Origin of the sequence: Streptomyces sp. NPDC002889 (assembly GCF_042888425.1) — a bacterium.
GTDB lineage: Bacteria > Actinomycetota > Actinomycetes > Streptomycetales > Streptomycetaceae > Streptomyces.
This window is the reverse complement of the sequence record NZ_JBIAPT010000006.1, coordinates 64,095-78,473: the sequence shown is the minus strand read 5'-3', so window position 1 is coordinate 78,473 and position 14,379 is coordinate 64,095. Positions and strand designations below refer to the sequence as shown.

8 protein-coding genes and 1 pseudogene are annotated in these 14,379 nt (G+C 67.6%); 6 read left to right on the top strand and 3 right to left on the bottom strand.

The window, feature by feature from the left end; genetic code table 11:
- Window positions 1-135: 135 nt before the first annotated feature.
- The 4 genes and pseudogenes from ACFYWI_RS10785 to ACFYWI_RS10770 all read left to right on the top strand — a co-directional run.
- Window positions 136-525: a hypothetical protein gene (locus ACFYWI_RS10785; RefSeq protein ID WP_389228545.1), complete on the top strand. Its 390-nt coding sequence runs from the start codon at window positions 136-138 to the stop codon at window positions 523-525.
- On the top strand, window positions 518-1,705 hold the full coding sequence (locus ACFYWI_RS10780; RefSeq protein ID WP_389228542.1) for an MAB_1171c family putative transporter: 1,188 nt from the start codon (window positions 518-520) through the stop codon (window positions 1,703-1,705). The genes ACFYWI_RS10785 and ACFYWI_RS10780 overlap by 8 nt, the downstream gene beginning before the upstream one ends.
- A complete protein-coding gene (locus tag ACFYWI_RS10775) occupies window positions 1,702-2,916 on the top strand; it encodes a cytochrome P450 (protein WP_389228539.1) in 1,215 nt (404 codons plus the stop codon). The genes ACFYWI_RS10780 and ACFYWI_RS10775 overlap by 4 nt, the downstream gene beginning before the upstream one ends.
- A gap of 474 nt (window positions 2,917-3,390) precedes the next feature.
- Window positions 3,391-3,736, top strand: a pseudogene (locus ACFYWI_RS10770) (tyrosine-type recombinase/integrase); the annotation flags it as partial.
- A 12-nt stretch (window positions 3,737-3,748) separates the two neighbouring features.
- Here ACFYWI_RS10770 and ACFYWI_RS10765 read toward each other — a convergent pair.
- Window positions 3,749-5,278, bottom strand: a complete 1,530-nt coding sequence (locus tag ACFYWI_RS10765) for a helix-turn-helix domain-containing protein (protein WP_389228536.1) — start codon at window positions 5,276-5,278, stop codon at window positions 3,749-3,751.
- 50 nt (window positions 5,279-5,328) lie between these two features.
- Window positions 5,329-5,685 carry a VOC family protein gene (locus tag ACFYWI_RS10760; protein WP_389228533.1) on the bottom strand — a complete coding sequence of 119 codons (357 nt, stop codon included), beginning with the start codon at window positions 5,683-5,685 and terminating at the stop codon, window positions 5,329-5,331.
- Window positions 5,686-6,242: 557 nt separating this feature from the next.
- Between ACFYWI_RS10760 and acnA the strand changes: the two genes are divergently transcribed.
- Window positions 6,243-8,957 carry an aconitate hydratase AcnA gene (gene acnA, locus ACFYWI_RS10755; RefSeq protein ID WP_389228530.1) on the top strand — a complete coding sequence of 905 codons (2,715 nt, stop codon included), beginning with the start codon at window positions 6,243-6,245 and terminating at the stop codon, window positions 8,955-8,957.
- A 109-nt stretch (window positions 8,958-9,066) separates the two neighbouring features.
- Complete coding sequence (locus ACFYWI_RS10750; RefSeq protein ID WP_389228527.1) at window positions 9,067-10,080, top strand: ketopantoate reductase family protein; 1,014 nt, start codon at window positions 9,067-9,069, stop codon at window positions 10,078-10,080.
- 58 nt (window positions 10,081-10,138) lie between these two features.
- Here ACFYWI_RS10750 and ACFYWI_RS10745 read toward each other — a convergent pair whose 3' ends face one another.
- Window positions 10,139-13,978 (bottom strand): GH92 family glycosyl hydrolase, encoded by a 3,840-nt coding sequence (locus ACFYWI_RS10745; RefSeq protein ID WP_389228524.1) that lies wholly within the window; start codon window positions 13,976-13,978, stop codon window positions 10,139-10,141.
- Between the last annotated feature and the right edge of the window lie 401 nt (window positions 13,979-14,379).

The window sequence follows — 14,379 nt, the reverse complement described above, 5'->3', positions numbered from 1 at the left end:
CTCGGCGCCCGGTGTGAACAGCGAGTGCGTGCTCTCGGCCTTCCCCCCGGGACCGCTCTGACCATCCATGAGTTGTGTGACCGCATCAGCCACACCCGCGGCCGTCCCCTGCAACTGCTCCCCTTCCGCCTTCCGATGGCCAGCCCCCACGGGCTGTGGGTATCCGCGGCAACCCAGGACTACGTCGTCTTCGAAGAGCGATTGGCACCCATCCATCAGCATCAGGTCATTCTCCATGAGATCGGGCACGTGATCTGTGATCACGAGGGCTCGCCTGTCATGACCGCGGAAGCCTCGCGACTCATTCTGCCGTCGCTCGACCCTGCGCTGGTGCGTCGCGTACTCGGACGCGAACACAGCCACTCCGAGGCCGAGATGGAAGCCGAACTCGTCGGCTCGCTCATCGGACGTCAGATCAGCACGTGGACCGCGCGGCCCGACTGGGCGGTACCGCCGCAAGCCCGTGAGCTGGTCGAGCGTCTCACAGCGCTGCAGCCACCTGGCCGGCGAGGAATGAATGAGTAGCCTCCTGTACCCGGTCTCTGCCGTGATCGCGCTGCTCGCCCTGCTGTACAAGGTCCGGATCCTGCGGACCGAACGATCGACGGTACAGCTGGCCCTGGTAGCGCACTTCTTCTTCCTCGTTGTGGTCTTCACCGTTTCCACACCCACGGTCTGGGCATGGACAAGTCGCGCGGTCGGCGTCCCCAACTTCTCCGGACTGCTCACCCAGAGTGGCGTCATCGTCATGTCTGCCTGCCAGCAGCTGGTGTTGCTGCATCTCACCCATGAGCCGGAGACCGCAAGACGCAAGACCGCTCCTCGTCTCATCGCTCTGGGCCTGGTTCTGATCGCGATGGCACTGCTGTTCCGGGAAGCATCATTCCGTGACGAAGCGCCTCGTGATTTCGCCCTCACCCAGGCCACGGACACTCCGATCTACCTTGCGCTCTACCTTCTCGCCTATACGGCCAATCAGGCCGAACTCGGAATGAGTAGCTGGCGCTACTCCAAGATCGCTCCATCGCCCTGGTTGCGCCGCGGACTGCGCCTCGTCGCTCTTTCGCTGCCCCTCACCTTCCTCTATGTCGGGTGCCGCTCGGCCGACATCATCGCCGCTCAACTCGGCTTCACCGGCCGCCCGTGGGAGCCGGCCGCACAGGTAGGGGCGGCCGTCGCCGCCGCGGCACAGACCCTGGGCTGGACGCTGCCGGACTGGGGCCACTACATGACGTCGCTGGCCGGACACATCTACCACAGACGTGCCCACCGCGCGCTGACCCCACTGCACAGACAGGTCACCGCCCAGGTACCGGAGCCAGTCATACCGCTGATCCCCCATATGGATCTGCGTGGACGCCTGTACCGCATGGTGATCGAGATCCGTGATGCCCAGTGGGCGCTTCGCAGTTGGATGGACCCTGCCGTCGCCCACATTGCGCGCGAGCAGGCCGAACAGGCAGGGCTGCTCGGCGATGAGCTCGCAGCTGCAGTCGAGGCCACACAGTTCAGGGCCGCGATCGAAGCAAAGACGCGCGGCATCCCACCCGGGCTGCACGTCGAAACCCCACTGGCCGCGGAGCCCCGTGACCTGGCTGCCGAGATCGTCTATCAGCGGAGACTGGCGCGCGCCATGAGCTCCCCGTTCGTCGCCCGGGTCCTCGCCCACCACGCAGTGGGCGCCAATCGCAAGGAGGACGTATGACATCGCAGAATGCGGCATTGAAACACCCAGAACCGTTCGATGAGACATTCCGCGCCAACCCCTATGCGGTCTACGCACATCTGCGCGAGGCGGGGCCGGTCCACCAAGTCGCGCTGCCCGACGGATCACTCGCCTGGATCGTCACCCGGGAGGCCGATGTACGAACAGGTCTCATTGATCCCCGACTCTCCGTCAGCAAGGTGCACGCGCGCACCGGCTACAAGGGCTTCTCCCTGCCACCGGCTCTGGACGCCAACCTCCTGAACATCGAGGCGGGTGACCACCTGCGGCTGAGGCGCCTGGTCTCCAGTGGATTCACAGCCCGGCGCGTCGCGAGCCTGCGCCCCCAGATCCAGGCGGCGGCCGACGGTCTGGCCGACCGCCTCGCCCGACGCATCGCGTCCCAAGGCCACGCCGACCTCGTGGCCGAGTATGCCAACCCTCTGCCTCTCGTGGTCATCGGCGAACTGCTCGGAGTACCCGAAGCCGACAGGCAGCCGTTCTCCGCCTGGGTCGGCGCGATGATCGCGCCGAAAACCCCCCAGGACGTCGCTGCTGCCATCGGCAGAATCCACAACTTCCTCATAGACCTGGTCGCCGATCGCCGTGCCCGCCCGGGCGATGACCTTCTCTCGGACCTGATCGCCGCGCGCGACGTGGACGACCGCCTCACCGAGGACGAACTCGTCTCGCTCGCCTTCCTCATCCTCATGGCAGGGAGTGAGAACGCCCAGCACCTGATCAGCGGCGGCTTGCTGACACTGCTGGACCACCCGGATCAGCTCGCGGCGATCCGCGACGACTGGTCGTTGCTCCCCGAGGCCGTCGAGGAACTCCTGCGCTACGCCCTGCCCAACCAGATGGCCATCCGCCGTTTCCCCACCGAGCAGATGGAGATCGGCGGAATCCGGATTCCTGCAGGCGACACCGTGCTCCTCTGTCTGGCTTCCGCGAACCGGGATCCCGAGCGGTACCCCGATCCCGACAGATTCGACATCCGGCGAGAAGACAAGGCACATCTCGCTCTTGGCCACGGACTCCACTACTGCCTGGGAGCTCCGCTGGCCCGCGTGGAGATCGCTCTCGCGTTCAGCACGCTGCTGACCCGCCTCCCGGACCTCCGGCTGGCCGTCCCTGCCGAACGGCTTCGGTGGAACACCTCCTTCCGATCCCACGCACTGAGAGAGCTGCCGATCACCGCGAGCCCCTGACCTGCCGGCACTCCGGCGATTCGTCCGGCGCAGGGTGATCCAACCGTCCGGGATCCAGCCATTTCACGTGTCCGTCCCGGCAGGCTCCGAGGCCGGGACCACCCAGGTGGCCTACTCTGCGCGACTTGACCGTACGGCAGCCATCACGCCGACGCAGTTCACGCGGTCCGACGCCGAAGGAGAGGCACATGGACGGTGACGAGCCGGACTTCCCTGTGAAGCGGGTGTGATGTCACGGCGGGCCGGAAGTGACTCTGCCGGTCAGGTCCCCTGAGCGGAGCGAGGAGGGCAGCGCGATCACGTCCGCGGGACGCCCCGTCGAGGAAGCCGCTCTGACTCCGACAGGAGGGCCAAGCCGCCCCTCCGCGCCAGGCGCAACCGGCGCGGAGGGGCCCCAGGGCGCGCGTCGGAGACAGGGGTCAGGCGTCCGAGTCCGCGCGTACGAGCACACACGTGTCCACCATCCACGCCCCAGTGAATCGGAACTACTTCAACATGCGTGTGTGGAAGCCGGCTCTTGCCCGGGCCGGTGTCATCCCCGAACGAGAGGTGGGGGAGAAGCGCTTCGTCTCGTCCCGCGAGCACGGCATGCATGCGCTTCGGCACTTACGCGTCGGTCCTTCTGGACGCCGGCGAAAACATCAAGGCCCTCGCGGAGTACCTCGGCCATGGCGACCCCGGCTTCACCCTGCGCACCTACACGCACCTCATGCCGAACAGCCAGGCGCGAGCGCGTAAGGCCGTCAACCGTGTCTTTCGCAACGGCGATGACACGGTTGACGGCCCACACACGGCCCAGGCCGGAGAAAAGGTCTCCTGACCTGGGGATACATTAGATGTCGCGGAAGATCTCGATCTGCGCGCCCACCGAATTCAGCCGCTCCGCCAGATCCTCGTAGCCCCGGTTGATCACATACACGTTCCGCAGCACCGAGGTGCCCTCCGCGGCCATCATCGCCAGCAGCACCACCACCGCCGGTCGCAGCGCCGGCGGGCACATCATCTCGGCAGCGCGCCAGCGGGTCGGGCCCTCGACCAGGACGCGGTGCGGGTCCAGCAGTTGGAGGCGGCCGCCAAGGCGGTTGAGGTCCGTCAGATAGATCGCCCGGTTGTCGTAGACCCAGTCGTGGATCAGCGTCTTGCCCTGGGCGACGGCCGCGATCGCCGCGAAGAACGGCACATTGTCGATGTTCAGCCCGGGGAACGGCATCGGGTGGATCTTGTCGATCGGTGCCTCGAGTTTGGAGGGCCGTACGGTCAGGTCGATCAGACGGGTCCGGCCGTTGTCCGCCGCGTACTCGCCGGAGCGGTCGTGGTCCAGGCCCATCTCCTCCAGGACCGCCAGCTCGATCTCCAGGAACTCGATGGGCACCCGGCGGATGGTCAGCTCCGACTCGGTGACGACGGCGGCGGCGAGCAGGCTCATCGCCTCGACCGGGTCCTCGGAGGGGGAGTAGTCGACATCCACGTCGATGTTCGGCATGCCGTGCACGGTGAGCGTCGTGGTCCCCACGCCCTCGACCTTGACGCCCAGTGCCTCCAGGAAGAAGCACAGGTCCTGGACCATGTAGTTGGAGGAGGCGTTGCGGATGACGGTCACGCCGTCGTACCGGGCGGCGGCCAGCAGGGCGTTCTCGGTCACCGTGTCGCCGCGCTCGGTCAGCACGATCGGCCGGTCGGGGGAGGTCGTACGGTCCACCCGGGCGTGGTAGATGCCCTCGGTCGCGGTGATGTCCAGGCCGAAGCGGCGCAGCGCGATCATGTGCGGCTCTATGGTCCGGGTGCCGAGGTCGCAGCCGCCCGCGTAGGGCAGCCGGAAGTTGTCCATCCGGTGCAGCAGGGGGCCGAGGAACATGATGATCGACCGCGTCCGGCGCGCGGCCGCCACATCCATCGCGTCCATGTCGATCTCGGCAGGCGGCACGATCTCCAGGTCCACGCCCTCGTTGATCCAGCGGGTGCGCACGCCGATGGAGCTGAGCACCTCGAGTAGACGGTAGACCTCTTCGATCCGGGCGACCCGGCGCAGCACGGTGCGGCCCTTGTTGAGCAGTGAGCCGCACAGCAGCGCGACACAGGCGTTCTTGCTCGTCTTGACGTCGATGGCACCGGACAGCCGGCGGCCGCCGACCACCCGCAGATGCATGGGACCCGCGTAGCCGAGCGAGACGATCTCGCTGTCGAGCGCCTCCCCGATGCGCGCGATCATCTCAAGGCTGATGTTCTGGTTGCCGCGCTCCACGCGATTGACGGCACTCTGGCTGGTGCCGAGCGCGTCGGCAAGTTGCGTCTGTGTCATGCCGCGATGCTGGCGTGCGTCACGGATGAGCTTGCCGATGCGGGCGAGGTAATCGTCAACCATGCCTCGGAGGCTATCTCAGATATGAGATGTACTCCTGTCGGGGTAGGCCATCAGGGTGACAAACCGTGGGCGGTGGCGTGCCGCGGTTCATACAGGGGCAGTTCGGCTCCGCTCGGCATCCGTACAGAGGCCAGAACGCCCCAGCCCTGATCGCTCGGCGCCTGCGAGATCTCCACACCGCGATCGGTGAGTCGGGACAGGGTGCCCTCCAGGTCGTCGCACATCAGATAGAACTCCTGTTTCGCATCGCCGCTCGTCGGGTGCACCGCGATCTCCGCGGGCGGCAGTTTGAAGATGAGCCAGCCCTGCCCTGCGTCGACGTGGGCGAACCCGAGAACGTCCTTGACGAACGCCCGGTCCGCGTCGGCGTCGTTCGTGTAGAGGATCACGTGCGCACCGCTGAACATGCTTCGATGCTCGGCCCGCTGTGTGTCCGCGGCAACCGAAGCGCCGCCGGATGGTGGGAGCGGTGCGCCTTCGGTGTGCTCCTTGCGGGGGTCTGCCCGGGCGTCATGGTGTGGCGTCCCTCCTGTCCGTGGGCGTCGATTCCGGCGACCGCAGTCTCACCTGTGGCGGCAGTCACGGACGGGCCGATCGATGGCGCCCCATGTGACGGCCTCGGTGAACGCAGTGGGGCAGGGACGCGTAGGACACGGAGTACGTGTTCGTCCATCGGCTCGGCCCGGATGGCTCTGCCTCGGATCTCTCGGGCGAGCGTGCCGTCGACCAGGCGGACGGCGGGAGCCGTGACGGGTCGGTGGGATGGGACGGGACAAGGCCCGTCCGGGCATGACCCCGCAGCGGTCATGTACTAGAGTTATCTCGACATCGAGATATCTGCCGAAGGCGTACCGCAGCCGCCAATCGATAAGGGTTACCTAACTAAGCCTTACCTTAGCGGATCGGCGAGCAGCCGGGGCGGCAGCATTGAGGTAGTACGCGCATATTGATGAAGGAGACTGTCGTGTCGGCGAACAGCTTCGACGCCCGCAGCACGCTGCGCGTGGGCGACGAGTCTTACGAGATCTTCAGGCTGGACAAGGTCGAGGGCTCCGCGCGCCTGCCTTACAGCCTGAAGGTGCTGCTGGAGAACCTGCTCCGCACCGAGGACGGCGCGAATATCACCGCCGACCACATCCGGGCGCTCGGCACCTGGGACTCCCAGGCGCAGCCCAGCCAGGAGATCCAGTTCACGCCGGCCCGCGTGATCATGCAGGACTTCACCGGCGTGCCCTGTGTCGTGGACCTCGCGACCATGCGTGAGGCTGTCAAGGAGCTCGGCGGAGACCCGGCGAAGATCAACCCGCTGGCCCCGGCCGAGCTGGTCATCGACCACTCCGTCATCGCCGACAAGTTCGGCACCAACGACGCCTTCGCCCAGAACGTGGAGCTGGAGTACGGCCGCAACAAGGAGCGCTACCAGTTCCTGCGCTGGGGCCAGACCGCCTTCGACGAGTTCAAGGTCGTCCCGCCCGGCACCGGCATCGTCCACCAGGTGAACATCGAGCACCTGGCCCGCACCGTGATGGTGCGGAACGGCCAGGCATACCCCGACACCCTCGTCGGCACCGACTCGCACACCACCATGGTCAACGGCCTCGGTGTGCTCGGCTGGGGCGTCGGCGGCATCGAGGCCGAGGCCGCGATGCTCGGCCAGCCGGTCTCCATGCTCATCCCGCGCGTCGTCGGCTTCAAGCTGACCGGCGAGCTGCCCGCCGGCACCACCGCCACCGACCTCGTCCTCACGATCACCGAGATGCTGCGCAAGCACGGCGTCGTCGGCAAGTTCGTCGAGTTCTACGGTGAGGGCGTCGCCGCCACCTCGCTCGCCAACCGCGCCACCATCGGCAACATGTCGCCGGAGTTCGGCTCCACCGCCGCGATCTTCCCGATCGACGACGAGACCCTGAAGTACCTGAAGCTGACCGGCCGCAGCGAGCAGCAGGTCGCCCTCGTCGAGGCGTACGCCAAGGAGCAGGGCCTCTGGCTGGACCCGGCCGCCGAGCCCGACTTCTCCGAGAAGCTGGAGCTCGACCTCTCCACGGTCGTCCCCTCCATCGCCGGCCCGAAGCGCCCGCAGGACCGCATCGTCCTCGCCAACGCCGCCGAGCAGTTCACGCAGGACGTGCGCAACTACGTCGACGAGGACGACGAGGCGGGCAAGGAGTCCTTCCCGGCCTCCGACGCCCCGGCCGAGCACAACGGCGTCCCGACCCGCCCGACGCTGGTCACCGCCCCCGACGGCTCGACGTACGAGATCGACCACGGCGCTGTCACCGTCGCCGCGATCACCTCCTGCACCAACACCTCGAACCCGTATGTCATGGTCGCCGCCGCGCTCGTCGCGAAGAAGGCCGTGGAGAAGGGCCTGACCCGCAAGCCGTGGGTGAAGACGACCCTCGCCCCGGGCTCCAAGGTCGTCACCGACTACTTCGACAAGGCGGGTCTGACCCCCTACCTCGACAAGGTCGGCTTCAACCTCGTCGGCTACGGCTGCACCACCTGCATCGGCAACTCCGGCCCGCTGCCGGACGAGGTCTCCAAGGCCGTCAACGACCACGACCTGGCCGTCACCTCGGTCCTCTCGGGCAACCGCAACTTCGAGGGCCGGATCAACCCCGACGTCAAGATGAACTACCTGGCATCCCCGCCGCTGGTCGTCGCGTACGCCATCGCTGGCTCGATGAAGGTGGACATCACCAAGGACGCGCTGGGCATCGACCAGGACGGCAAGCCGGTCTACCTGCAGGACATCTGGCCGACCGAGGCCGAGGTCAACGACGTCGTGGCCAACGCCATCGGCGAGGACATGTTCAACAAGTCCTACCAGGACGTCTTCGCGGGCGACGCGCAGTGGCAGGCGCTGCCGATCCCGACCGGCAACACCTTCGAGTGGGACCCGCAGTCCACCTACGTCCGCAAGCCCCCGTACTTCGAGGGCATGACGATGGAGACCACCCCGGTCTCGGACATCGGTGGCGCCCGGGTGCTGGCCAAGCTGGGCGACTCGGTCACCACCGACCACATCTCACCGGCCGGTGCGATCAAGGCCGACACCCCGGCCGGCAAGTACCTCACGGAGCACGGCGTCGAGCGTCGCGACTTCAACAGCTACGGCTCGCGCCGAGGCAACCACGAGGTGATGATCCGCGGCACCTTCGCCAACATCCGTCTGCGCAACCAGATCGCGCCGGGCACCGAGGGCGGCTACACCCGCGACTTCACGGTCGAGGGCGGCCCGGTCTCCTTCATCTACGACGCCTCGCAGAACTACCAGGCCGCCGGCATCCCCCTGGTGATCCTCGCGGGCAAGGAGTACGGCTCGGGCTCGTCCCGCGACTGGGCCGCCAAGGGCACGGCGCTGCTCGGCGTCAAGGCCGTCATCGCCGAGTCGTACGAGCGCATCCACCGCTCGAACCTCATCGGCATGGGCGTCCTGCCGCTGCAGTTCCCGGAGGGCGCGTCCGCCGGCACCCTCGGCCTGACCGGTGAGGAGACCTTCTCCTTCACCGGCGTCACCGAGCTGAACGACGGCACCACGCCGCGCACGGTCAAGGTCACCACCGACACCGGTGTGGAGTTCGACGCGGTCGTCCGCATCGACACCCCCGGTGAGGCGGACTACTACCGCAACGGCGGCATCATGCAGTACGTGCTGCGGAACCTGATCCGCGGCTAGTCGCACGCCGAAGGGCCGCACCCCGTCCAGGACGGGGTGCGGCCCTTCGCCATTGGTCCGGGCCGAGACGGGGCAGCAGGGCAGTCCCGGGAGACGAGCGGGGAGTGGAATGCGCTACATCATCATCGGGGCGGGTGCGGTCGGCGGCTCGATCGGAGGGCGGCTGCACGAGAGCGGACACGACGTCGTCCTTGTCGCCCGCGGGGCGCACTACGACGCACTGCGGGCCCACGGCCTTCGACTGAGGGTCCCCACCGGGACGCTCACACTGGCCGTACCCGTCGTGGACCGGCCCGAGGACGTCGAGCTGCAGGGCGGCGACACACTCGTGCTCGCCGTCAAGACCCAGGACAGCACAGCCGCACTGGACGCCTGGTCCTCACGTCCGGTGACCGGCGGCGGCACGGCGGGCGAGCGGCTCCCACTGGTCTGTGCCCAGAACGGGGTGGAGAACGAGCGCCTCGCGCTACGTCGCTTCCGCCGGGTGTACGGCATGTGCGTGGTTCTGCCGAGCACCCATGTCACGCCGGGCGAGGTCATCGCGCCCTGCGGTCCGCGCACCGGTGCCCTCGTCCTCGGCCGCTGCCCGGAGGGCGTGGACGACACCGGCCGGCAGATCGCCGCCGACCTGGAGAAATCCAGCTTCCTGGCCCCGGTCGTGCCGGATGTGATGCGCTGGAAGTACGGCAAGCTCCTCGGCAATCTCGCGAACGCGGTCGACGCTGTGTGCGGCGAAGAGCCGGGCCCCGCGGCGCAGGACCTGGTCACCAGGGCGAGGGCGGAGGGTGTCGCCGCCCTGGAGGCCGCCGGCATCCCGTACACGAGGGGCGCCGTGTTCGCCGAACTGCGCACCGGCGCGGTCGAAGTCCAGCCGACGGACGGCGAGCGCGGGCTGGGCTCGTCGTGGCAGAGCGTGGTCCGGGGCACGGGATCGATCGAAACCGACTACCTGAACGGCGAGATCGCACTTCTGGGACGGCAGTACGGGGTGGCGACGCCGGTCAACGAGGTGCTGCAGCGAACCGCGAGCGAGAGCGCGCGCGAACGGCGTGAGCCGGGCCGGATCACCGCCGCCCAACTCGTCGCACTCGCCGACACGCCCGCGTCCGCCGCTGCGGGCTGAACGCGAAGGCGGGGGGCCCGTCCTGCGGCCCTCCCGCCTTCGGCTGATGGGGAGCTGCTCAGGAGAGCAGCTCCACCTCCGCCAGTGTCGACTCACCGGTGCTCACCAGCCGGTAGTGCTGGTACGTCCCCGGCTTGTCCACGGTGAACACCCGGGTCTGCCGGTCCCAGGCGAACGACTCGCCCGACCGCTTGTCCAGGTCCGTCCACGACTGCCCGTCCACGGAGCCCTGCAGCACCCAGCCGGCCGGGGCCTTGTCGCCCGCCGACGAGGTGAGCGTGTACTGCACCGCCCGAGTCGCCGACGCCACCGGCAGCTCCACCGATCCGAACGCGGCGGATGTGCCGGAGGAGTTGTCGAACAGCGGTCCGCCGGCCGTGGTCGCGTCGTGCCGCGGGGCGGGTGCCTTGTCGTCCTGGGTGATGGAGACCGGGGCGGCGTGCTTGCCCGTGCCCCATGCGGACGGCTTCGGTCCCATGGCGAAGTCCAGCGTGCCGCCCCTGGCGATCAGGCTGTGCGGCAGTGCCGTGGACTTCCACGCCTTGCCGTTGACCTTCAGGCCCTGCACGTAGATGTTCCTCGTGCTGTTCCTCGGGGCCTTGACCACCAGATCCCGGCCGTTGTCCAGGTGCACGGTCGCCTTGGTGAACAGCGGCGAGCCGATCGCGTACTCCCCGCTGCCCATCACCAGCGGGTAGAAGCCGAGCGCGGAGAAGAGGTACCAGGCCGACTGCTCGCCGTTGTCCTCGTCGCCGTGGTAGCCCTGGCCGATCTCGCTGCCGGTGTAGAGGCGGGAGAGCACCTCGCGCACCTTCTCCTGCGTCTTCCACGGCTGCGACGCCGCGTTGTACATGTAGGTGACGTGATGGGCGACCTGGTTGGAGTGCCCGTACATGCCCATCCGTACATCGCGCGCCTCGGTCATCTCATGGATGACGGAGCCGTACGAGCCGACGAACTCCGGGGAGGCCGTCTCGGGCGTGGAGAAGTAGGTGTCGAGCTTCTCGCCGAGACCGGAGCGGCCGCCGTACAGATTCGCCAGACCGTGGCTGTCCTGCGGAGCGGTGAAGGCGTATCCCCAGCCGTTGGTCTCGGTGTAGTCGTAACCCCACACCCGCGGGTCGAACTTGCCGCTCTCGACGCGCCAGTCGCCCTTGAGGTTGCGGCCCTGGAAGAAGCCGGCCTTCGTGTCGAAGAGGGTGACGTAGTTACGGGCCCGGTCGAGGAAGTACCGCGACTCCTCCTTGTAGCGGTCCTTCCCGGTCTTCGCGTAGAGCGCCTGGCCCATCTTTGCCAGCCCGTAGTCGTTGAGGTAACCCTCCAGCGACCAGGACAGACCCTCGTGCGTCTCGGTGGAGGCGTAGCCGAGGAACGGAGAGGTCTCCATGCCCTTGCGGCCGACGCCCGGGGACGGGGGCACCACGGTCGCGTTCTTCAGCGCCGCCTCGTATGCCGCCTCGGCGTCGAACTTCACTCCCTTGACGTACGCGTCGGCGAAGGCCACGTCCGAGCTGGTACCGGTCATCAGATCGGCATAGCCGGGCGAGGACCAGCGCGAGATCCAGCCGCCGTCCTTGTACTGCTGGACGAAGCCGTCCACCAGCTCGCCCGCCTTCTTCGGAGTGAGGAAGGAGTACGCGGGCCAGGTCGTGCGGTACGTGTCCCAGAAGCCGTTGTTGACGTACACCTTGCCGTCGACGATCTTCGCACCGGTACGGGTCGGGGTGTCGGGACCGGTCATCGGCGAGAACGGGCTCGCGTACTGGTGCTTCGGGCTTGCCTTGGTGCCGGTGTTCTCGAAGCCGGAGTTCGGGTACAGGTACAGCCGGTACAGGCTGGAGTAGAGGGTGGTGAGCTGGTCGCGGGTCGCGCCCTCGACCTCCACCTTGCCCAGCAGACCGTCCCAGGCCTCCTGCGCCTTGCCGCGCACCCGCTCGAAGCGGGTGCCCGCCGGGATCTCGTCGGCCAGGTTCTTCTTCGCCTGGTCGACGCCGATGAGCGAGGTGGCGATACGCAGATTGACGGTGCGGTCCTCGCCCGCGTCGAAGCGGAGCCGGCCGGTGACGCCTTCGGACGCCGAGTCGGTCACCGGCGCGTCGAAGACGCCGTACACGAACAGCCGGGTGGCGCCCGTGGACAGACCGCTCTTGACGTCCGAGAAGGCGGTGAAGGAGCGGGTGTCCGGGTCGAGGGTGAGCCCGGCCTCCTTCGTGACGTTGTCGAGGATGACGCTCGCGTCGCCCGCGGGATAGGTGAAGCGCATCATCGCCGCGTGGTCGGCCGGAGCCATCTCGGCCTCGACCCCGTTCTCGAACGACACGCCGTAGTAGTGCGGGCGGGCCGTCTCGTTCTCGTGGCGGAAGGTCAGCGCCCGGGCCGTGCGCGAGGTGTCCACCGCTCCGGCCGCCGCGGACGGCATCACCTGGAAGGTCTGCCGGTCCCCCATCCAGGGGCTCGGCTCATGGCTGGTGCTGAAGGCCTGCACGGTCGGCAGATTGTCCGCGTTGTTGCCGCGGGAGTACTCGTACAGCCAGCTGCGTGACCCGGCATTGGTCACCGGCGTCCAGAAGTTGAAGCCGTGCGGGACGGCGGTGGCGGGGAAGTTGTTGCCGCGGGAGAACGAACCGCTGGAGTTGGTGCCACGGGTCGTCGAGGCGTAGTCCGAGAGGTGGGCGAGCCGCTTCTCGGGAGCCTTGGGCGCGAGGGTGATGTCGTCGACCCAGCCCTGGAACTTCGCCGGGCCCTTGGGGGAGTCGTACGCCACCAGCACCCGGTCGACGGTCTTGCCGGCGGCGACCGTGCCGATGCCGGACGCGACGCTGTTCCACTGGTTGACGTACAACCGCTTCGCGGCGCCCTGTCCGGTGGGGGTCAGCAGGCCGCCGTGCGAGTCGACCGCGCGAAGATCACTCAGATAGGTGCCGTCGGTGAAGGCGAGGTCCACCGACACGTTGGTGGCCGGGTAGTTCAGATCGGTTTCGGCCATGGAGGGGAAGATCTTGTACGACAGTTCGGTGTCGCGGCGCACCGTGACATCGATGTCGAAGATCTTGTTGTACGAATATGCCCGGCCGTCCGCCTTGTGGGTGCCGGCGTACTTCAGCGCCCGCGTGCCGGTGAACCCGGCATTGGCCTTGGCGGTGGGGGAGCCGCCGGGGCCGCGGTCGACCTGGCTGCGCATGTCGTCGGGGACCGGGGTGCTGGTGTCGCCGTTGGAGAACTGGACGTCGGCCAACTGGGTGGCGTCGGACGCCCCGTTGTTCCTGGTGATCTCCAGCCGGTAGTGCCCGTACGCACTCACCTCCGAGGGAGCGCCGATCTCGAAGGTCCTGGTCTGGAAGCGCTCGCTGAACGACTCGCCCTCGCGCGAGTCCAGGACCACCCACTCCTTGCCGTCGACCGAGCCCTTGAGTGTCCAGTCCTTCGGGTCACGCGAGGGGAAGTCGTTGGCGGACGTGAGGGCGTAGGTGGCGACCTTGACCGGATTGTCGGTGTCGAACTCGATCCAGGCGGTGGACCGGAAGCCCAGCCATTTGCTGCTCGGCAGCAGATCGACCAGGTTCTCCTTGGTCTCGCCCGCGCCGGTGTTCTCGTCACTGGCGCGCAGCTCGACCACCTTGTCGGTGACATTGCCCGGTATTCCGCTGGAGAAGCCGCCGTCGACACCCGATGAGCGCTTCTTTCCGTCAGCGTCCACTTCTACGGTATTGCGCCATTCCGGTGGGGATTCATCCGCTTCGAAGGATGACCTGAATTCCGGGTCGGCGGCCGGGTATTGTCCGGGCTGCGCCGGCAGGGCGACGGCGGCCGAAGATGTCGTCAGGACGAGCAGCGAAGCGGTCACCGCCAAGGCGACCGCGTGAATGCTTTTCTGCCGGGGTCTGGGTCTGGGCTGCATCCCGGTCTTTCCTCCAGGGAGAGTCGCTTGGACAACGTTGTCAAGCGCTGAGCGCAGCCACCAGTAGGGGGGTAAGTGCCGTACGGTGTCAAGGGTGTTGCAGATGTGAGTCGGTCCGATGAGGCCGTTCCGCGGAGAATGCAGTGGTCGTCACAGTGGACAGAGTGCTCAGGTGTCCGAGAGGTCTCAACTCGGGAAAGACTGCTGCCCAACCTTGTTTTCGATCTTGCCCAGTTGACGTGAAGTGGACTATACCTGTCGGCGTCCGGATAGCTGTTCCCTATGGCAGCGGACCCACGGGGGCGGGGGATGGCGGACGGGCGCGGCCCGCGCGGCGCCGTCCGCGGAATTCCCCGTTCCGGCTGGCCGTGCACGACCCGAGCTTCACTGTGTTTCCCCCC